The 19,327-nt window shown below is 30.1% G+C and carries 21 protein-coding genes; 17 read left to right on the forward strand and 4 right to left on the reverse strand.

Annotation, left to right across the window (positions count from 1 at the left end):
* Nucleotides 1-73 precede the first annotated feature (73 nt).
* Nucleotides 74-589, forward strand: coding sequence for an ECF transporter S component (locus CPJCM30710_RS11230; RefSeq protein WP_212904268.1), 516 nt, complete (start codon nt 74-76; stop codon nt 587-589).
* Nucleotides 590-903: 314 nt separating this feature from the next.
* On the opposite strand, the gene CPJCM30710_RS11235 is transcribed toward CPJCM30710_RS11230, so the two are convergent.
* Nucleotides 904-1,752: an SDR family oxidoreductase gene (locus CPJCM30710_RS11235; RefSeq protein WP_212904269.1), complete on the reverse strand. Its 849-nt coding sequence runs from the start codon at nt 1,750-1,752 to the stop codon at nt 904-906.
* Nucleotides 1,753-1,971: 219 nt separating this feature from the next.
* On the opposite strand from CPJCM30710_RS11235, the gene helD reads away from it, so the two are divergent.
* The 4 genes from helD (at nt 1,972) to CPJCM30710_RS11255 (ending at nt 6,520) form a co-directional block, all read left to right on the forward strand.
* Nucleotides 1,972-4,269, forward strand: coding sequence for an RNA polymerase recycling motor HelD (gene helD / locus CPJCM30710_RS11240; RefSeq protein WP_212904270.1), 2,298 nt, complete (start codon nt 1,972-1,974; stop codon nt 4,267-4,269).
* 129 nt (nt 4,270-4,398) lie between these two features.
* Entirely contained in the window at nt 4,399-5,568 is a 1,170-nt protein-coding gene (locus tag CPJCM30710_RS11245) for an FprA family A-type flavoprotein (RefSeq protein ID WP_212904271.1), read from the forward strand.
* Nucleotides 5,569-5,763: 195 nt separating this feature from the next.
* The gene (locus CPJCM30710_RS11250; RefSeq protein ID WP_212904272.1) at nt 5,764-6,015 is read left to right on the forward strand and encodes a DUF1292 domain-containing protein; all 252 of its coding nucleotides are present in this window, start codon (nt 5,764-5,766) and stop codon (nt 6,013-6,015) included.
* Between the two features lie 106 nt (nt 6,016-6,121).
* The gene (locus CPJCM30710_RS11255) at nt 6,122-6,520 is read left to right on the forward strand and encodes a hypothetical protein (protein WP_212904273.1); all 399 of its coding nucleotides are present in this window, start codon (nt 6,122-6,124) and stop codon (nt 6,518-6,520) included.
* 335 nt (nt 6,521-6,855) lie between these two features.
* Here the strand turns inward: CPJCM30710_RS11255 and CPJCM30710_RS11265 are convergent, their stop codons facing one another.
* On the reverse strand, nt 6,856-7,056 hold the full coding sequence (locus tag CPJCM30710_RS11265) for a Spo0E family sporulation regulatory protein-aspartic acid phosphatase (protein ID WP_212904274.1): 201 nt from the start codon (nt 7,054-7,056) through the stop codon (nt 6,856-6,858).
* A 509-nt stretch (nt 7,057-7,565) separates the two neighbouring features.
* Between CPJCM30710_RS11265 and CPJCM30710_RS11270 the strand changes: the two genes are divergently transcribed.
* The 3 genes from CPJCM30710_RS11270 to CPJCM30710_RS11280 are packed head-to-tail and all read left to right on the forward strand — an operon-like array spanning nt 7,566 to nt 10,125.
* Nucleotides 7,566-7,745: a DUF896 domain-containing protein gene (locus tag CPJCM30710_RS11270; RefSeq protein ID WP_212904275.1), complete on the forward strand. Its 180-nt coding sequence runs from the start codon at nt 7,566-7,568 to the stop codon at nt 7,743-7,745.
* Between the two features lie 14 nt (nt 7,746-7,759).
* The gene (hprK, locus tag CPJCM30710_RS11275) at nt 7,760-8,674 is read left to right on the forward strand and encodes an HPr(Ser) kinase/phosphatase (protein ID WP_212904276.1); all 915 of its coding nucleotides are present in this window, start codon (nt 7,760-7,762) and stop codon (nt 8,672-8,674) included.
* 47 nt (nt 8,675-8,721) lie between these two features.
* Nucleotides 8,722-10,125: an aminopeptidase gene (locus tag CPJCM30710_RS11280; protein ID WP_212904277.1), complete on the forward strand. Its 1,404-nt coding sequence runs from the start codon at nt 8,722-8,724 to the stop codon at nt 10,123-10,125.
* Nucleotides 10,126-10,173: 48 nt separating this feature from the next.
* On the opposite strand, the gene CPJCM30710_RS11285 is transcribed toward CPJCM30710_RS11280, so the two are convergent.
* Complete coding sequence (locus CPJCM30710_RS11285; protein ID WP_212904278.1) at nt 10,174-10,803, reverse strand: DUF975 family protein; 630 nt, start codon at nt 10,801-10,803, stop codon at nt 10,174-10,176.
* Between the two features lie 308 nt (nt 10,804-11,111).
* Here CPJCM30710_RS11285 and CPJCM30710_RS11290 point away from each other — a divergent pair, with 308 nt between their 5' ends.
* Both CPJCM30710_RS11290 and CPJCM30710_RS11295 read left to right on the forward strand, forming a co-directional pair.
* Nucleotides 11,112-11,657 carry a MerR family transcriptional regulator gene (locus CPJCM30710_RS11290; protein WP_212904279.1) on the forward strand — a complete coding sequence of 182 codons (546 nt, stop codon included), beginning with the start codon at nt 11,112-11,114 and terminating at the stop codon, nt 11,655-11,657.
* Nucleotides 11,658-11,845: 188 nt separating this feature from the next.
* A complete protein-coding gene (locus CPJCM30710_RS11295; protein WP_212904280.1) occupies nt 11,846-12,127 on the forward strand; it encodes a phage holin in 282 nt (93 codons plus the stop codon).
* Nucleotides 12,128-12,354: 227 nt separating this feature from the next.
* Here CPJCM30710_RS11295 and CPJCM30710_RS11300 read toward each other — a convergent pair whose 3' ends face one another.
* On the reverse strand, nt 12,355-13,203 hold the full coding sequence (locus tag CPJCM30710_RS11300) for a PHP domain-containing protein (protein WP_212904281.1): 849 nt from the start codon (nt 13,201-13,203) through the stop codon (nt 12,355-12,357).
* A gap of 476 nt (nt 13,204-13,679) precedes the next feature.
* Between CPJCM30710_RS11300 and CPJCM30710_RS11305 the strand changes: the two genes are divergently transcribed.
* The 7 genes from CPJCM30710_RS11305 to folK all read left to right on the forward strand — a co-directional run bounded on the left by CPJCM30710_RS11305 (nt 13,680) and on the right by folK (nt 19,183).
* Complete coding sequence (locus CPJCM30710_RS11305; RefSeq protein ID WP_212904282.1) at nt 13,680-14,261, forward strand: anthranilate synthase component II; 582 nt, start codon at nt 13,680-13,682, stop codon at nt 14,259-14,261.
* A 3-nt stretch (nt 14,262-14,264) separates the two neighbouring features.
* A complete protein-coding gene (gene pabB, locus CPJCM30710_RS11310; protein ID WP_212904283.1) occupies nt 14,265-15,677 on the forward strand; it encodes an aminodeoxychorismate synthase component I in 1,413 nt (470 codons plus the stop codon).
* 2 nt (nt 15,678-15,679) lie between these two features.
* A complete protein-coding gene (locus CPJCM30710_RS11315; RefSeq protein WP_212904284.1) occupies nt 15,680-16,432 on the forward strand; it encodes an aminotransferase class IV in 753 nt (250 codons plus the stop codon).
* Between the two features lies 1 nt (nt 16,433).
* Nucleotides 16,434-16,991 (forward strand): GTP cyclohydrolase I FolE, encoded by a 558-nt coding sequence (gene folE, locus CPJCM30710_RS11320; RefSeq protein WP_212904285.1) that lies wholly within the window; start codon nt 16,434-16,436, stop codon nt 16,989-16,991.
* A 17-nt stretch (nt 16,992-17,008) separates the two neighbouring features.
* Nucleotides 17,009-17,482: an HD domain-containing protein gene (locus CPJCM30710_RS11325; protein ID WP_212904286.1), complete on the forward strand. Its 474-nt coding sequence runs from the start codon at nt 17,009-17,011 to the stop codon at nt 17,480-17,482.
* Between the two features lie 62 nt (nt 17,483-17,544).
* Nucleotides 17,545-18,354: a dihydropteroate synthase gene (folP, locus tag CPJCM30710_RS11330; protein ID WP_212904287.1), complete on the forward strand. Its 810-nt coding sequence runs from the start codon at nt 17,545-17,547 to the stop codon at nt 18,352-18,354.
* Nucleotides 18,355-18,364: 10 nt separating this feature from the next.
* A complete protein-coding gene (gene folK, locus CPJCM30710_RS11335) occupies nt 18,365-19,183 on the forward strand; it encodes a 2-amino-4-hydroxy-6-hydroxymethyldihydropteridine diphosphokinase (RefSeq protein WP_212904288.1) in 819 nt (272 codons plus the stop codon).
* Nucleotides 19,184-19,327 lie beyond the last annotated feature (144 nt).

A 19,327-nucleotide genomic window follows, 5' to 3' on the forward strand; every position in this document is an offset into this window, starting at 1 on the left:
TATAAAGTTTGTTTACAAATGTAAATGTTAGGTGTAAACTAGTGTATATACACTATAGATGGAGGTACACAAAATGAGAAACACAACAATTAAACAAATGACTTATGCAGCTATTTTAATAGCTTTAGCAATACTTATACCAATACAATTTAGCTTTTTAAGGGTTAACATACCTCCTTTTACTGCTACACTTGCATCACATGTGCCAATGTTTTTAAGTATGTTAATTTCACCTTTTGTTGCTGTTGTTGTTGGAATAGGCTCAGCAATAGGATTTGTTGTTGCAGGAACACCACTATTTGTTGTTGCTAGAGCAGCTATGCATATTTTTGTTGGTCTTCTTGGGGCGTATATGATAAAAAAAGGAGTTTCTTATGCAAAAGTTATTGCTGTAACAGCTCCAATTCACGGATTACTTGAGGCAATAGCTGTTATGCCTTTTCCAGGATTCAATTTAAAGGCTATACTTATAACAGTATTTATTGGTACAATACTTCATCATGCAATTGATGGAACTATAACATATGCACTAGTAGAGGCTGTATCAAAGGCTACTGGAAAAGACTTTAAGGAAAAGCTTTCAGCTTAAAGAATAGAAATTAAACTTTTTTCAATACTAAATAGATTTTAAGTTAATGATATATAGAAAGGGACTTACCTTTGATGGTAGTCCCTTTTTTTCGTCATTCTCAGCAGGCTCAACGTCTTGTTAGTGTTATTTGTTGCCATTTGACAAAGTGAAATCTGTTTCAAATTTAATAGGTTCCATTCCTATTAAATTTTATTTGGTATTAACTCATTTCTATATTATATATTTTACTGATGTTTATATTGATGGAATAAGGTTTATTGATAAAGATAAACAATTTTAATCTTTAATTATAAATTAAGTTATGCAATTATTTAGTTATAATTTTTAAAGACTATTATACTATCTAGATATTTTGTTAAGCTATCCTGCCATGTAGGCATAATTACGCCAAAGCAGTTGTATATGAGCTTTGTATCCATTGCACTAAAATTAGGTCTTGGAGCTAAAGAAGCTGTAAAGTCGCAAGGTATACTATAGACATCTTTTTTAGATCTTAAATACTCAAAAATAAACTGTACTACATCACGTTTTGATACATAACCTGTATTTACACAATTGTAAACACCATAAAAATCAGAATGAATTATTTGGGATATACATCGAGCTAAGTCTTCGATGTATGTGGGGTTAACAATACTATCTGAAGTTAAAAAAACTGGAGAATTAATGTTATCAAGTATTTTCTTAATATAACATTTGGTACCACCAAAACACCAAGAGGTTCTAATTATGAAGTATTTTTTACAGATAGTTCGTATTAGTTTTTCTCCTGCTAATTTTGATTTACCATAGACATTAATAGGATTACATTTATCTGTTTCAAAATAAGGGGTTTCTTTAGAGTCTCCATAAACATAACCAGAAGATATATATACCATTGGGATATCAAGGGAATTGCAAGCATATGCAACATTTAGCGTACCAAGGGTATTAACACTATAGGATTCAGTTTCATGATCTTCGCAGTAGTCAATATTAGAAATACCAGCTGCTTGTACAACGATGTCTGGCGAAAAGCTTTTTATTATATTTATAACTGAATCTTTTTCTCTGATGTCTAAGTCACCTTTACTTAAAGGAATAATTTCATGTTCAGCCTTTAAGTAACTTGAAAGATAATTTCCTATATGACCGTTTGCTCCTAGAATTAATATTTTCATTGTTCCACCTCATTATAATAAATGTCTATAATAAATTATATGAAAACTACTTGGGTTTTATTGACAACAAATTATAAAAAAATATATAATTAAATTTTAATAATATGGTACATAAGGTTAATTCTTCATGAATTTTAGAAAAAATCCTGATTTTTATTTCTTATGAGTTTCTAAATTTAAAAATTGTAAACTTATGTAGCTAAAAAGGGGATACTATATATGAAAAAAGAAGAAGTTTTGCGCTATGAAAGAAAGCATTTAGAAGAAACTAAACAGTGGATTAAAAATGAAATAAGTCAGCAAGGTGAAGATGAAGAAAAACTCTTAAGGAAAATAGGAGAGTTAAAAAAGGTTGCAAGAGGAAGTTACAGTGAGGAACTTGAGATTTCTAATAAGCTTTATGATATAGTACATAAAAATCTTGAGTATTATAAGGAATCGTATAATCAACCTTATTTTGCAAGAATAGATTTTAGAGAGTATAGGAGAGAAACTGAAAGTTTCTATATAGGTAAGTTTGGATTAGGGAATGCATCCCAAGGTGAAGAAGTTGTTATAGACTGGAGAGCGCCTATAGCAGATTTATATTATAGTGGAACACAAGGTGAAGCTTATTATAAAGCTCCAATTGGAGTTATAGAAGGCCAATTATCATTAAAAAGAAAATTTTTATTTAAAAATGAAGAAATTAAAGATATCTTTGATGAGGGGATTAATGAAATTATTTTAAAATCAAATCTAGCAGAAGAAGAAGGAAACGCTCTTATTGATGAATTTTTGAAAATTAACCTTGAGCAAAGTACAGGAAGCAAGCTTAAAGAAGTTGTTGCTACTATACAAAAAGAACAGAATGATATTATTAGAGCAGAGAGAAGTATTCCAATTATAGTTCAGGGATCTGCTGGCTCTGGTAAAACAACAGTAGCTCTTCATAGGTTGGCATATCTACTTTATAGATACCAGGATAAACTAGAAGGAAAAGATATTTTAGTTATTGCTCCAAATAAATTATTTTTAGATTATATTTCAGAAGTTCTTCCAAATCTAGGGGTAGGAGAAGTTAAACAAAAGACCTTTGATGAATTAGCTATGGAACATCTTAAAGTAAAAGGAAGAGTTTACTCTAAAGATAAGAAACTTCAAGAGGTTTTAGAAAGCAAGGATGAGGATGCGGTTAAATATATTACAAATAGCAGCAAAGTTAAAGGCTCTATGGTATTTAAAGAAATTCTTGATAGATATTTAAAAGTACTTGAAAGAGATTTTGCAGAAATTGATTCTATCAAGGTAGAAGGTTATACCTTGATTACTGATAAGGATATTAAAAAGCTTTATACAAAAGATCTAAGTCATTTACCTATTAATAGACGTAAAGATGAAATAAAAAGATATCTTTCATTAAAGCTAAATGAGAAAATCTTTAATATTTTAGAAAAGGTTGATTTTCAATATGAGTATCAAGTGGCTCGTACTAAGAAACAAATGGAGGATTCTGTTGATAGAAGAAAAAAGCTTATAGAAATTTATGATGATAGAGATAATCTAAAAAGCAGAATAAAAACTAATTCTAAAAAAGAATTTGATAGTTACTTTGAAAATTGGAAAGGAATTGACACAAAAGGTTTATACTTGAGGCTTTTTGAAGATCAGACCATCTATGAAGATGTAACAGGAGGAATAATTCCTAAAAGCTTATGGTCTTATATTAAGGATAAATTTAAAGAGAATAATGAAAAATCAATTATAGATAGTGATGATTTAGCTGCCATGATGTACTTGAAGGTAAAAATAGAAGGAATAAGTGAAAATAAAAAGTTAAGGCATATTGTTGTTGATGAAGCTCAAGATTATTCTCTTCTACAGCTTTATGTAATTTCAATGTTTTCACAAGGAAATTCTTTAACTATTGTAGGTGATATAGGTCAGGGAATTTATTATTATAAGGGAATTTTAAATTGGAACAAAGTTATTGAAGAAGTTTTTGGTGGCAACTGTAGTTATATACCTCTCACACAAAGTTATCGTTCTACAGTAGAAATTATAAATTTTGCTAATAAGGTTCTTAAAAAGCAAGAAAATAACATAGAACCTGCAGTGCCTGTATTAAGACACGGAGAAGAACCTAAGATAATTAAATATAATAATTTTAAGGATTTTGCAAAAACTATTGATGATATTGTTAATAAGGTAATTAATGATGGTAAAAATAGTGTAGCCATAATTGGAAGAACTTTTGAAGAATGTAAAAAGATAAGAGATATAATGAAAAAGAATAGTGATTACCAGTGGACTTTAATTAAGGAAGCAGATAGTAGTATAAAGTTAGATAGAATAATTATTCCTTCGTATCTAACAAAAGGATTAGAATTTGACTGTTCTATAATATTTAATTGTGATGAACAAACTTATAGAGAGACAGAATTAGATAAAAAATTGCTTTATGTAATACTTACAAGAGCTCTTCATTATGAGTATGTTTTTTATAACGGAGAACCTAGCTCACTTATTAATATTTAGTTGTAGTTTCAGCAATTAAATACTTCCATTCGTAAATAGTATAATTATTTAATAAAAATAATTATTTGTAAACAATATGTTTATTTGATACAATTTAATTATAAATAAAGATGATTGGGAGTGGTTATAATGGCAGTAGAAAAGTTGAAAGATAATATTTATTGGATAGGTGTTAAAGATCCTGAACTGAGAATATTCGACATAATAATGGAAACTAAAAAAGGTACAACATATAATTCATATCTTATTGATGATGAGAAGATAGCAATTGTGGATACTGTAAAAACAGGGTTTTATGATGAATTTAAAGATAACGTAAGAAATATTATAGGAGATAAAAATGTAGACTACATAATAGTTCAGCATACGGAACTTGACCATAGTGGTTCTCTAATAAAACTTATTGAAGATTATCCTGATGCAAAAGTTATAGGGTCAAAGGCTGCTTTAAATTACTTAAATAATATTTTAAATAAGTCTTTTAATGGGGCTGAAGCTAAGGAAGATTTATGTTTAGGAAAAACTACGTTAAAATTTATATCAGCTCCAAATCTTCATTGGCCAGATACTATTTTCACATATATTGAGGATAAGTCAGTAATGTTTACTTGTGATTTCACAGGGTGTCACTATTGTCCACAAGGAAGTATAACAGATAATTTTTCAGATGATTACTATGAGGAAATGAAGTATTATTTTGATGTAATCATGGGCCCGTTTAAGAAATTTGTAAATCAAGCTTTAGATAAGATTAAAGACTTAAAGATAGATATTATGGCACCAAGTCATGGACCAGTTCATGTTAATGATGTTCAAAAATATCTTGATTTATATAGAGAGTGGGCTAAAGTTGATTTAGTTGAAAATAAGATTCAAATATTCTATATTTCAGCATATGGTAATACTGAAAAAATAGCTGAATACCTAAAGGAGAAAATTAAAAGTAAAGGCTTTGAAGTGGAAGTACATGAAATAACATCAATACCACTAGAAAAATCTGTAGAATTTATTGAGAAGTCAGTAGGTTTCTTAATTGGTTCTCCAACTATAAATCAAGATGCTGTTAAGCCGTCATGGGACCTACTTTCGCTTGTTAATCCAATAATCAATAGAGGTAAGGCAGCTGCTGCTTTTGGTTCATATGGCTGGAGTGGTGAAGGAGTTCCAATGCTTACTGAGAGATTAAAGAGTTTAAAGTTGAAGACAGTAGAAGGTTTTAAGTTTTATTTTGTTCCCTCAGAAGATGACTACAAGAGAGCTGATGAGTTTATTGACAATTTTTTAAGTTTAATAAAATAACTAGAATTGCCAAATTGTAATAAGCTTTATATAATATAACAGGAGGAACCTTGTCACTTGATTAAGGACGAAGTTTCTCCTTTTTTGTTGGTTGAAAAATTGATATTTTAATTAATTTTATTAGGTATAAGTTATAATAAAATTAAATTAAATATATAATTATAGTGACAGAATAAGAAAAGAAGGGTGAGTAACATGGAAGAAAAAGAAATAATGTCTTTTAAAGATGAAAATGGAAATAAAGTAGATTTTGAAGCAGTAGCAAGAATATTTTTAGAGGAGCAAGAATATTTAATATTATCACCTCTTGATGGAGAGCAGAATGAAGATGATGCTTATATTTTCAGAGTAGATGAATTAGAGGATGAGCAGCAAGAACTTAATTTAGTTGAAGATGACGAAGAGTTTGAGGCTGTTAAGAGAGAATATAAGAAGTTATTATATTAATTTTAATGTATATAACAATTGTAAAATAGATTTGTAAAAGATTTACTGTTTTCTAAAAATCATTAGGAAAGAAACTTGTCTATGTTGGGTAAGGAGATGAATTGTTGTGAAAAAATCAGAGTTAATAAAGTTTTTAACTGAAAATGATTTAAGCGATGTAGAAGAACTAAAGTACAAGGATAATATCACTGTATCAAGATTCTTCTATGACTTTGACAAGGAAGAAATAGAAGCTGCTAAAGCGTATTCAAATGAAGAAAGTGACTATGATGCTGAAAGTGATGAGTGGTATAGTGAATATTTTATACCATATCTTAGTGATATTGCAATTGATAATGTGAATGATATAATAGAAGATACAACGGAAGAATTTGAAGTAGAGGCTCAATTTGTATCTTTTGATGTAGATGTAAATAACTATCAATATAGTGAATTTATAGCTATATTCTACGATGAGGATAATAAAGTTGATTTGGATGAGGTTCTCGATGATTTAGGACTCTAGAAGATAGATGCTTATGGAAAAAACATAATATTGATTTTGTATATAGGTATGCTATAATAAAGCCAAGAAGATTCTGAGATGTGCGCGAAGCTTGTATATTCAACCTACAATATTTTTTAGGATTTTCAATATTTTTATAGATGTCGGACTTCAAGTAGGAATACTCCACAGGTAAAAAGTATTTTACTGATGTGGCAGAAGATGGCTGAAGTAAGATGAGAGAAACCCATCTGCGAGATGCAGGTATGAATTAACAAGTGTGACGGCATGTTGGAAGTATTTTTATTTTAATATTGTAATAAAATGCCTCTTTGATTAAGAGGCATTTTTTTGTTTTATGCAATTTGGCTACTCCATAATCTCGAATTAGTATTCTTTTTAATATGTGCTCTAAGTAATATTTGTTGATATCTTACAAGAAGCTCGTCCAAATTCTGACTTAATGCTATAATAACCCTATTATTTGGTTTCAAATATCGTAAGCAAAAATTCAATATAGCTTTTCTTCGTTTAATTCTTTTCTCTAGTTTACTCATAAATTTTATCGCCTCCAATTCCCAGTAAAATATCATATATTTATTATAACAAAATATGCAGCTTTGTAAATTTTTTTCATTAGTCATATTTTTACATTTGTTTATAGAATTTTGTTGAAAAGTATAAATAAATATAAAAATAGTATGATAGAAATATATAAAAATAATAATAAGATAGAAAAAGTAAATTTTAGAGTAAGCAATAATGCTGAAAAAGCACTAAACTTTTCGTTGATAAATGTTGTATAGCCATGTAAAATAAATTTTGAGTTATATTTTATAGAAAAAATTTTAAGTACAATAAATAGATAAATAACTTCATAACTAAATTGATTTTTTGTCATTCCACAAACTGAAATCTAGTTAAAATTTAATAGGATGGATGCCTGCTAAGTTTTATTAAGCATTGAAGCTGTTTATCTTTAGAACTATAGAAGAGTATTGAAAGTTCAAGCTTTTTATAGTTTAATAAAAATTAAATTTTTTATTTTCAGAAAAGGAGAATTGAAATGAAGATAGATGAATTAATTGCTAGAATAAACTTTTTATACAAAAAGAATAAAGAAGAAGGATTAACAGAAGAGGAGAAAAAAGAACAAGAAAGATTAAGAAGAATATATATAGATAAGATTAAGAATAATTTTAGGGCACAATTAGAGACAATTGAGCCTAAGACTTCAAAGAATTAAAAAGGGTGGTTTAAATGGGTATTGTAACAGTAGAGAAACTTATTAAGGATTTTGATTTAGAGATTTTACTTGAAGGTGAAAGTAATGTACCTATTACAGTTAGTGATATAAATAGGCCAGGACTTCAATTAGCTGGTTTTTATAACTATTTTGCACCAGAAAGAATACAGGTCATCGGAAAGGCAGAATGGAGCTTTTTAGATGATATGGGTATGGATTTAAGAAAGAAGAGGCTTAATAAATTTTTTAGTTTTAATGTTAACTGCTTAATTATGACAAGAGATCTTGAACCTCATGAAGAACTAATAAAAGCTGCAACAAAGAGTAAAACTTGGGTTTTAAGAAGCCGTGCAATAACAACAAGATTTATGAGTAAAATGACAATTTACTTAGCTGATAAAATGGCTCCAGAGACTAGATTACATGGTGTTCTTGTAGATGTATATGGTATAGGAATACTTATAACAGGTGAAAGCGGAATAGGTAAGAGTGAAACAGCTCTTGAACTTATTAAGAGAGGACATAGATTAGTTACTGACGATGCAGTAGATATAAAGGAAATAGATGGAGAACTTATCGGTACTTCTCCGCTTATAACCTTTGGTATGCTTGAAGTGAGGGGAATGGGAATAATAGATGTTTCAGCTCTTTATGGACTAAGTTCTGTTTTAGTATCTAAAGAAATAAGGCTAGGAATACACTTAGAGCATTGGAAAGATGATGGAGATTACGATAGATTAGGTATAAATGCTGAGTTTAAAGAGATTCTTAATGTACCGATTAGAAAACTTACTGTTCCGATTAGACCTGGTAGAAATATAGCGGTTATTATTGAGGCAGCTGCTGCAAACTATAGATATAGTTTAATGTCTGATACTACTCCTGTTAATGTTATTGAAAGTAGAATGGCTAAGATGGCGGAACAGTAGAGTAGATTAGAAAATCATATAATATATGATTATGAGGAGGATTAATTATGCAGGGTAATGAGATTAAAAGGAAAATTTCTAATGCTTGGGAAAAGTATTCTAGTAATGATGTACAGAATGTATTTAAACTTAGTGAAAGATATAAAAATTTTATGTCACAATGTAAAACAGAAAGAGAATGTGTAACTGAGTTAATAAGAATAGCTGGGGAAAAGGGATATAGAAACTTAGAAGATATAATTGCTAAAGGAGAAACTCTTAAGGCTGGAGATAAAATTTATATCAATAACATGGAAAAGGCTCTTATGCTGGTTGTAATTGGTAAGGAACCTCTTGAAAAGGGACTTAAAATATTAGGAGCACATTTAGATTCTCCAAGATTAGATATAAAACAAAATCCATTATATGAGGAGTCAGAACTAGCTCTTATGGAAACTCATTATTATGGAGGAGTTAAAAAGTATCAATGGGTTACACTTCCACTTGCTATACATGGAGTTGTTGTCAAGAAAGATGGCACTGTAGTAGATGTGGTTATAGGTGAAGATGAGAGTGATCCAGTAGTAGGAATCTCAGATATTTTAATTCATCTTGCAGGAGAGCAGCTAGGAAAGAAAGCTGATAAGGTAATCGAAGGGGAAGATCTTAATGTGTTAGTGGGCAGCATACCTATTAAAGATAAAGATGCAAAGGAAAAAGTAAAACTTAACATTCTTATGTTATTAAATGAAAAGTATGGAATTGTGGAAGAAGACTTTGTATCTGCTGAGCTTGAAATTGTACCTGCAGGAAAGGCTAGAGATTATGGTTTAGATAAAAGTATGATAATGGCCTATGGACAGGATGATAGGGTATGTGCTTATACTTCCTTTGAAGCACTTCTAAATATTGAAGAAATAGATAAAACATGTGTTGTACTTTTAGTTGATAAAGAAGAGATTGGAAGTGTTGGTGCTACTGGAATGCACTCGAAGTTTTTTGAGAACACAATGGCTGAAATTATGGATAAGGTAGGGGATTATAGTGAATTAAAATTGAGGAGATGCCTTTCAAATTCGAAAATGCTTTCTTCTGATGTAACTGCTGCTCTTGATCCTAATTATCCATCAATAATGGAAAAGAAAAATTCTGCGTTCTTTGGAAGAGGAGTTGTGTTTAGTAAGTATACGGGAGCAAGAGGAAAGTCTGGATCTAATGATGCCAATGCAGAATACATGGCTGAAATAAGAGCTATTATGGATAGACATAATGTTACTTGGCAAACTGCAGAACTTGGAAAGGTTGACCAAGGAGGCGGTGGTACTATAGCTTATATTCTTGCACAGTATAATATGCAGGTTATAGATTGTGGTGTAGCACTTCAAAACATGCATGCACCATGGGAAGTAGCATCTAAGGCTGATATATATGAGACCATGAAGGGATACTACGCATTTCTAATAGAAGCATAAAAAATGATGCAGTTCAACTGAACTGCATCATTTTTTTATAATTTATCATCAAGAAATCTTTTTTAATTCTAAGAGTTTATTATAAAATACTGCCGTTGCTGTATTAATATATGGCGCAACCCAAAGAGCAGCTATACCGAAGGTCACTATGCAAAGAAGTATCCATCCTATAAAGCTGAGTTGGAATAATAAGAGTTTACCTTTATAACCATATACAAGCTCTTTACTTTTTTTGATAGCTTCAGTAACTTCCATGTCAGGATTGTCTCTCAAAATGTATAGTGCAAAGGCGTATTTGTAGTATGCTACTATTCCAGGGATAATAAGTAATAAAGTCCATAAAAAGATGAATATCTGAGAAAGTATCATAACACCAATAGCTTTTAGAGAAGAATTTTTAAAACCATAGAAGGAATCTCCAACAGCGACAGCTTCTTCTCTAGACAAAAGAACAAAGAAGTTTATAATACCAAAAGCTATTAAAGTAGTAATAATTATTGATAGTATCGTCAATACAATATAGAGAGGAGTAGATCCTGTATATACCTTAATAACATTAGTAAGCGATGATAGGCCCATTGAAATTAAAATGTATAATACTAGGACACCGATGCTTACCCCCCATTTTCCACTAAGTTTAGCAATTGCCTCTCTTTTCACGTCTTTAATAAGAATCATAATATCACCTTATAAAATTTATTCTCAATATATTTTATTGGAATAAATAAAGAAATATGACAATTTTAATAGTTTGTTAATTGCTGCATTCTAAAGAAATAACCTAAATAGAACAATAATGTGTATGGTTTATGAATAATGCTAGGAAAATACTTCCATTGAATGTTTATTCATGTTATAATTAACCTGACAGAATTTGAACGGTTTGGCATTAGAAAATAAGTTTTTGGAGGCTTTAAGCTACTAAACTTTAGACACTGATTAGTAAGATGATAAATTTTATTTAATTAATAAAGGGGCGTGGAAATATGATAGAAAGCAGAGAAAAAATGTATTCTATAGGAGAGGCTTGCGAGATTTTAAAGTGCGAAGTGCATAATCTAAGATACATAGAAAAGGCTGTGGGCTTAGAGATAAAAAGAAATGAGTTTCAAGAGCGTATTTATACACATGAAGATTTAGTAACACTTAAGTCAGTTTTTGAACTAAAAGAACAAGGACTTAATTATAAGGCAATAAAAAAAGTGTTAGAACAACAGGGAGAAGTAGCAGTAACGAATACGGATAGCCTTGGAAGTGATCTTGTAATGCAGCCTGATAATGTAGAAAAGTTTATGAATTTTTTAGCAAGTACTATAGAACAAGGAGTTGAAAGTAAAGTAACGCCTGCACTAGATAGTATTATGAATCGTATGGAGAGCTTAGAAAAACAAAATCAGGAGTTAAGAGATGCTTTAGAGCAAGCTCAGCAAAAATATTACAAAGAGCTTTATGCAAAACTTACTAAGCTTGAAGAAGCGCAGGAAGTGGAAAGAAATCAACCTTGGTTTAAAAAAATATTTGGAAGAAAATAAATTGAGAGCCTTTGCGAATGCAGAGGCTCTTTTTATGCAATAAAGTAGTCTTTTTCCCTTCGTTAAGTGATAGCAAATCAATTCAGTTATGAAGTTATATATTTTGGAGGGAGGGGGAGTATTTATGCTCGTACCTTTATTATAAATATGAATATAATATATAAAATATATTCAAAGGAGGAATAATTATGGATAAGTCTAGATTAAAAAATTATGGTCTTTGGGTATCAATAAGTGCACTTATACCTATGATATTTCAGGCTTTTGGTTTAAATATATTACCAGATAACTACAAAGAAATAATAAGTACCATCCTTTCAATTTTAGTAATATTAGGCATTATAAATAATCCAACAACTAAATGCAGATGGTATATAGATGACAAGAATAAAGAAGAAAATATAGAAGATAAAAAGTATGACAAAATAACTGAAGCAACTATAGCTAGGGAGATGAGTGAGGGAAAATAAAGGTTAATGATTTAAAATAATGATTTTTGTAAATATTAATAATCATCATAAGTAGCGCGGCTGAGATAAAAGTAAGAACTAGTTAAAGATTTGAAAAACATCTTGTAAATTTAATAAATAATTAAAGAAAAAAACCTCTATTTAGTAGAAATCTAATCGCTAAATAGAGGTTGAAATTTACTTTTTTGTGAAAATAAATTTTTAAGAATTAGAATAAACTATTTTTGTCAAACTTTTATATTGTAAAAATCTAAAAATTTATTTAAATCTTCAACAGGAATACTCATTGTTCCTAAATCTCCATGTTTAGCATCACCTTCGTGGACACCATGAAAATCAGAACCACAGGTAATTAAAAGGTTGTTTCTTCTACAAAGGCTAATTAGGTAATCAGTATCTTTCTTAAAATTTTGAATGTATATAGCCTCTAAACCATCAAAATCAAAATTTAAGAAATCTTCAACTGGAGTCTTTTTTATTAGCTTTGGATGCGCTAAAATAACTACAGCATTATATTTTTTTAGGAGTGAAATGCCTTCGGATACAGATATTTTCTTATATGGAATGTAAGCAGGACTATCATTACCGATTATTTTGTCAAAGATATACTCCCAGCTATATGAATATCCAGCTTCGATTATGCTTTGGGCTATATGAGGTCTTGCTACAACACCTTCACCTTTTTCTAAGACCGCATTGCAATCTAAGTGTATATCGAAGTATTTAGCTAAATTTTCTACAATTTTTTTTGCTCTCTCAATTCTTGAATTTTTCAATTCCTTAAGAAAATCCTTAAGTTCATTAGAATTATATGAATCATCTCTAAAGTATCCTAAAATATGAATGCTTTCTCCGTTGTGAGTGCAGGAAAGTTCTATTCCAGGTATAAGTCTTATATTTAGTTCTGTTGCTTTTTTTAAGGCCTCGTCTAATCCATCAATGGTATCATGGTCAGTTATCGCTAGGATTTCTAAGTTTTTTTTCTTTGCATTTTCTACCACTTCAGAGGGGGAAAATGTACCATCTGAAGCATTTGTGTGACAATGAAATTCTACGTTAATATATTTAGTGTTCATAATTAAAGTAATCACTCCTTTATCTACAGTGAATCAGTTTATTTATATAACTATATCTTTTGGAAATATTTAAAACACCTTAGGAATTTTAATTTTATACTTATTTTATGCTTATTTTCTGATATAATAATTTTAACATGTAGATACACAATTTCATAATTAAATTAAAAATTTTAGGAAAAGTATTGAATGCTGAGACTTTTCCCTAAAACTCGTTAATGATTGAACTTATATATCTAGACACACAACTTCATAACTAAAATTATAATTCATGAAAAAGCATTGCATATCTAGGCTATTTTCATGAATTGTTTAAAGATTGAAGTTGTTTATCTTTATATATAGACAAGTTTATAATTGAACTTATTTGCTGCTATTTTACAAAGTAAAATCTAGCTCAAATTTAAGAAATTATTTGAAATAGAGATTACTTTCTCCAGTTGGTTTAGAGTTATTATAACTTAAGAGGTGAAAAAATGTTTTTAATGATAGATAACTATGATTCCTTTGTTTATAATCTTGTAAGATATTTAGAGGAGCTGGAAGAAGATGTAGTAGTTTTTAGAAATAATAAAGTTACTATAGAGGAAATAGAAAAACTTAATCCAAAAGGAATTATACTATCTCCTGGTCCCAAAGCACCTAAGGATGCAGAACTTTGTCTTAAAATATTACATACCTTTAAAGGCAAAATACCTATATTAGGGATATGCTTAGGGCATCAGTGTATTGGTTATTACTTTGGTGGAGAAATTACTAGAGGAAAAGAGCCGATACATGGTAAGGTGAGCTTGATATCACATAATGGAAAAGGTGTATTTAAAGATATAAAAAATCCTCTAAATGTTACAAGGTATCATTCCTTAATAATAAGTAGGGATAAATTACCTGAAGAGATTGAAATTACATCTACTACTACTGATGGTGTGATTATGGGAATCAGACATAAAGAATACTTGATTGAAGGAGTGCAGTTTCACCCTGAAGCAGAACTTACAGAGTGTGGACATCAAATATTAAATAACTTTATAGAATTATGCAAAAGAAGGAGAGCTTAAAATATGAAGCTTACTATAAAAGAAATATCTACTGAATTAAATGCTGTTGAAGTATATTCGTTATTTGAAAAATATAAAAACACTATACTTCTTGATAGCTCAAAGGAAGATGAAAAGCTTTCAAAATACTCTTTTATAGGAATAAATCCATTTGCTATCTTCAAAAGCATAGAAAATAGAGTTGAAATAGAAAAGCAAGTTATTAAGGATGCAGATCCCTTTTATGAATTGGAACGAATTCTAAAAGAGTATGAAATAAAAGAGATTGAGTTTATAGAGCGTGAACACTTAAAAAATATAAACCTAACAGGTGAAGATACTAAGCTTGAAAATATACCATTTGTAGGGGGCTGTATAGGGTATTTTTCTTATGATATTGGTTGGAATATAGAAGAACTCCCTAATACAGCAAAAAAGGATTTTCAAATTCCAGAGAGTTACTTTGTTTTTTATGATAATATAATTATATTTGACTTATTAAATAATAAGCAGTACATAACAGCGCTTGGAAAGCTTAAACATAGGGAAGAAAGTATAAGAGATATACAAGACATTATAGGCAAAGGATGCAGAATTGTTGAGGAAACTTTTAAGGAAAGCAATAATAAATTCTACTCAAACTTTACTGAAAGTGAGTACATAGAAGCAGTAGCAAGAATGAAGGAATACATAAAAAATGGTGATGTTTATATTGCTAATTTAACTCAGAGAATGTGGTGTTATAATAATGAAAGTTCTTTTGAAATATATAAAAGATTAAGAACTATTAATAAAGCACCTTTTGCAGCCTTTCTGAACTTAGATGGTTTTGAGGTTATAAGTTCCTCACCAGAAAGATTTATTCAAATTAAACAAGGAAAAGTGGAAACAAGACCTATAAAGGGAACAAGGCCGAGAGGAGCAACTGTTGAAGAGGATAAAAGAAATAAAGAGGAACTCTTAAGCAGTGAAAAGGATAAAGCAGAGCTTCTTATGATTGTAGATCTTGAAAGAAATGATTTAAGTAAAGTTTGTAAACCACATACAGTAAAAGTCAAAGAGCTTTTTGCGCTTGAGGAATATGCAACAGTATTCCATCTTGTATCCACTGTTGAAGGCGAGCTAAAGAAAGATTGTAGTACAGTAAAGTGTATGAGAGAATGTTTTCCTGGAGGTTCAATTACTGGAGCACCAAAAATAAGAGCTATGGAAATAATTGAAGAGCTTGAGCGGGTAAAAAGAAATATATATACAGGTTCCATAGGATATTTTGATTTTAGGGGAAACGCAGACTTTAATATCGTTATAAGAACTATTGTAAAAAAGGATGGAAAGGCGTACTTTGGTATTGGAGGTGGAGTCACCATAGAGTCTGATGAAAAGATGGAGTATGATGAAACCTTAGATAAAGCAAGAGCATTAATGAGGGTGTTATAATTATGAAAATAATAGTAAATGGAGAATTTTCAAATAAGGTGCATATAGATAGCTCCTTTTTCTTTGGAAGAGGGGTTTTTGAAACCATACTTATGAAGGATAAACCTCTATTTTTACAAGAACATATAGAAAGGCTCAATGAAGGAGCAAAAAGACTTGGAATAAATAGAGAATTAGAAGAAGGAATCATTTTAGAACAGATAGAAAAATACAATATAAGAAATTGTGCCTTAAAGTTAATGGTTACTGAGAAAAATACTGTAATGACTACTAGAGAGATTCCTTATAATGAAGAGATGTATGACCTTGGTTTTAAGATAGGCTTAAGTGAGGTTAGAAGAAATTCAACTTCTATGTTATCTTATATAAAGTCTGTAAATTATATAGAAAATATAATTGAAAAAGAAAAAGCAAAGCTTAATGGTTTTGATGAGGTAGTATTTCTAAATGAAAAAAACTATTTGACTGAAGGAAGTAGTTCAAACATATTTTTTATTAAAGGAGAGAAAATTTACACTCCCAAGGTAAGTTGTGGTCTTTTAGACGGTATAATAAGAAAATGGGTGATTTCTAATTTCAATGTGAGTGAAGGAGAATTTACCTTAGAAGAGTTTTTAGAATGTGATGGAGCTTTTTTAACTAACTCTATTATGGGGATAATGAAAATAAGTTCTATTAATTCAAAGATAATGAATAGTTGCAGTTTAACTGAGAGAATTGTTGAATATTATAGAGAATTTTTAGGGGGAAAATAATATGATAGATACGAATAAAATTAAAGAAGCGGTTAAAATGATAATAGAGGCTGTAGGTGAAGATCCTGAAAGAGAAGGGCTTTTAGAGACTCCAGATAGAATTGCAAGAATGTATGCAGAAATTTTTTCAGGTCTTGGAGAAGATGCCTCAGAGATTTTAAGTAAGACTTTTACTGTTGAAAGTAATGATATTGTCATAGAAAAGGACATAACTTTCTATTCTATGTGTGAGCATCATTTTCTTCCTTTTTACGGTAAAGCGCATATAGCGTATATACCAAATGGAAAGGTTGCTGGACTTTCAAAGCTAGCAAGAACAGTAGAAGTTTATTCTAAAAAGCCACAATTACAGGAAAGATTAACAAAGGAAATTGCTGATGCCTTAGCAGAATACTTAGAAGCACAAGGTGTTATGGTTGTTATAGAAGCAGAGCATATGTGTATGACTATGAGAGGTGTTAAAAAACCAGGAAGCAAAACTATAACTACTACTTATAGAGGAAAGTTTTTAGAGGATAAAGATTTAAGAGCTGAGGTATTAAGTCTTATAAATCAGTAATTTTAAAAAGGTGAAGTATGGAAAGAGTAAATAGAATTTTACATAATCCTATATATAGAAAATATTTAGAAAAAATAGAGAGCTGTGAAGTGGATAGAATTTTTTGTAGACATAATATGGAGCATTTTTTAGATGTAGCAAGAATTGCCTATATTATGGTTTTGGAGCAGGGATTAAAAATCTCCAAAGAAGTAGTCTATGCTATAGCACTACTTCATGATGTTGGAAGATGGATCCAATATGAAAAAGGCATACCTCATGAGCAAGCTTCTGCTGAGTTATCAAAGGAGCTTCTGGATGACAGTGGGTTTACTGCAGAAGAAAAGAAAATTATCTTGGATGGCATAATTTCACATAGAAAGGCTAATGACGATATCATAAATAATATTATTTATGATAGTGATAAGCTTTCAAGAAAGTGTTTTACATGTAAAGCATCCTCACTTTGCAACTGGAGTGAGGATGAGAAAAATCTTAATCTTACATATTAAATACATGGAGTTAAAACTCTAGTTAAGATAATAAAAAGTAATGTTTTAGGAGAGTTTAGGAAATGAAGATAGGTAGTAGAGAATTTATTATAGGGGAAAGAACTTATGTAATGGGAATATTAAATGTAACCCCAGATTCTTTTTCAGATGGTGGAAAGTTTAACTCATTAGAAAAAGCTGTAGATCATGTGCGTGAAATGATTGAGCAGGGAGTAGATATAATAGATATAGGTGGTGAATCTACAAGACCAGGTCATATGCCTGTAAGTGAAGAAGAGGAAATACATAGAGTAGTTCCTATAATAAAGGCCATAAGAGAGAAATTTGATATTCCTATTTCTATTGATACATATAAAGGAAAGGTAGCAGAGCATGCAATAGAAGCAGGTGCCAATCTAATAAACGACGTATGGGGCTTTAAGAAAGATACGTATATAGCTAAAGTCGCTGCTAAGTATGATGTGCCATGTTGTTTAATGCATAATAGAGATAATACTGAGTATACAGATATTATTGAAGATATGAAAAACGACCTTAATGAATCAATTCAGATTGCTCTTAATGCAGGGGTTAAAAAGGAAAATATTATTTTAGATCCAGGTATAGGTTTTGCAAAGACTCATGAACAAAATCTTGAGGTTATGAATAATCTTGAAAAGCTTCAAGAGTTAGGCTATCCGGTACTTTTAGCAACATCAAAAAAAAGAATGATTGGAAATGCCTTAAATCTTCCTGTAGAAGAAAGGGGAGAAGGCACTTTAGCAACTACTGTCATAGGCATTATGAAGGGTTGTGATTTTGTAAGAGTTCATGATATTAAGGAAAATAAGAGAGCCTGCATAATGACTGATGCTATAGTGAGAAGAAAGTAGGATGGTAGTTTTGGATAAAATATATGTAAAAGATCTAGAGATTTTTGCAAATCATGGAGTATTTCAGGAAGAAAAGAGTTTAGGACAAAAATTCATCCTTTCTCTAGAGTTAGAATTGGATTTAAGAGAAGCTGGAATTACTGGTGACTTAACTAAATCTGTTCACTATGGGGAGCTTTGTCATAAAGTAGAAAAAGAATTTACAAAGGAAAGCTATGATCTTATTGAAATGGCTGCAGAGAAGGTAGCTAATTTTATATTAAAAGAATATCCACTGGTTCAAGGAGTGAAGGTATTACTTAAAAAGCCTTGGGCTCCAATAGGAAGACACCTAGAGTATGCAGGTATAGAAGTTTATAGAAAATGGCACAAAGTATTTATCGGTCTTGGTTCAAATATGGGAGATAAAAAGAAGAATCTTATGGATGCCATAGAAGAAATTAAAGCTTCAGAGCATACTAAGATAGTAAAGGTATCAAGTTTTATTACTACAGAACCTTGGGGATACATAGAACAGGAAGAATTTTTAAATGGTGTCATTGAGGTAAGAACTCTTTTAACTCCAAAAGAGCTTTTAAGATATCTTTTACAAGTAGAAAAGGATCTTAAGAGAGAAAGACTTATAAAGTGGGGACCAAGAACCATTGATCTAGATGTGTTATTATATGATAATCTTATAACTGCCGATGAAGAGATCATTCTTCCACATCCGAGAATAGAGGAGAGAATGTTTGTTTTACAACCATTGGCTGAGATTGCTCCATATGAAGTACATCCTTTATTGAATAGAAGAATAGTTGATTTAATGAAACTATTAAAAGCAAAATAATTAAAGGGCTGTCCAAAAACGTGTGAAGTACTTTTTGGATAAGGCCCTTTTTATGTTTATTTACTGTCATTTTACAAAGTGGAATTTGGCTCAAATTCCATAGGTTCTATGCCTATTAAATTTTATTTAGAAAACAAAATACTA

This window comes from Clostridium polyendosporum (assembly GCF_018332455.1).
In the GTDB taxonomy this organism is placed as follows: domain Bacteria; phylum Bacillota; class Clostridia; order Clostridiales; family Clostridiaceae; genus Clostridium_AY; species Clostridium_AY polyendosporum.

Coding starts and splice junctions, on each gene's coding strand:
- CPJCM30710_RS11300 (WP_212904281.1), bottom strand. CDS start 13,203: ATGAACACTAAATATATTAACGTAGAATTTCATTGTCACACAAATGCT.
- CPJCM30710_RS11305 (WP_212904282.1), top strand. CDS start 13,680: ATGTTTTTAATGATAGATAACTATGATTCCTTTGTTTATAATCTTGTA.
- CPJCM30710_RS11235 (WP_212904269.1), bottom strand. CDS start 1,752: ATGAAAATATTAATTCTAGGAGCAAACGGTCATATAGGAAATTATCTT.
- helD (WP_212904270.1), top strand. CDS start 1,972: ATGAAAAAAGAAGAAGTTTTGCGCTATGAAAGAAAGCATTTAGAAGAA.
- CPJCM30710_RS11265 (WP_212904274.1), bottom strand. CDS start 7,056: ATGAGTAAACTAGAGAAAAGAATTAAACGAAGAAAAGCTATATTGAAT.
- CPJCM30710_RS11245 (WP_212904271.1), top strand. CDS start 4,399: ATGGCAGTAGAAAAGTTGAAAGATAATATTTATTGGATAGGTGTTAAA.
- hprK (WP_212904276.1), top strand. CDS start 7,760: ATGGGTATTGTAACAGTAGAGAAACTTATTAAGGATTTTGATTTAGAG.
- pabB (WP_212904283.1), top strand. CDS start 14,265: ATGAAGCTTACTATAAAAGAAATATCTACTGAATTAAATGCTGTTGAA.
- CPJCM30710_RS11270 (WP_212904275.1), top strand. CDS start 7,566: ATGAAGATAGATGAATTAATTGCTAGAATAAACTTTTTATACAAAAAG.
- CPJCM30710_RS11280 (WP_212904277.1), top strand. CDS start 8,722: ATGCAGGGTAATGAGATTAAAAGGAAAATTTCTAATGCTTGGGAAAAG.
- folE (WP_212904285.1), top strand. CDS start 16,434: ATGATAGATACGAATAAAATTAAAGAAGCGGTTAAAATGATAATAGAG.
- CPJCM30710_RS11285 (WP_212904278.1), bottom strand. CDS start 10,803: ATGATTCTTATTAAAGACGTGAAAAGAGAGGCAATTGCTAAACTTAGT.
- CPJCM30710_RS11325 (WP_212904286.1), top strand. CDS start 17,009: ATGGAAAGAGTAAATAGAATTTTACATAATCCTATATATAGAAAATAT.
- CPJCM30710_RS11250 (WP_212904272.1), top strand. CDS start 5,764: ATGGAAGAAAAAGAAATAATGTCTTTTAAAGATGAAAATGGAAATAAA.
- CPJCM30710_RS11315 (WP_212904284.1), top strand. CDS start 15,680: ATGAAAATAATAGTAAATGGAGAATTTTCAAATAAGGTGCATATAGAT.
- folP (WP_212904287.1), top strand. CDS start 17,545: ATGAAGATAGGTAGTAGAGAATTTATTATAGGGGAAAGAACTTATGTA.
- CPJCM30710_RS11230 (WP_212904268.1), top strand. CDS start 74: ATGAGAAACACAACAATTAAACAAATGACTTATGCAGCTATTTTAATA.
- CPJCM30710_RS11295 (WP_212904280.1), top strand. CDS start 11,846: ATGGATAAGTCTAGATTAAAAAATTATGGTCTTTGGGTATCAATAAGT.
- CPJCM30710_RS11290 (WP_212904279.1), top strand. CDS start 11,112: ATGATAGAAAGCAGAGAAAAAATGTATTCTATAGGAGAGGCTTGCGAG.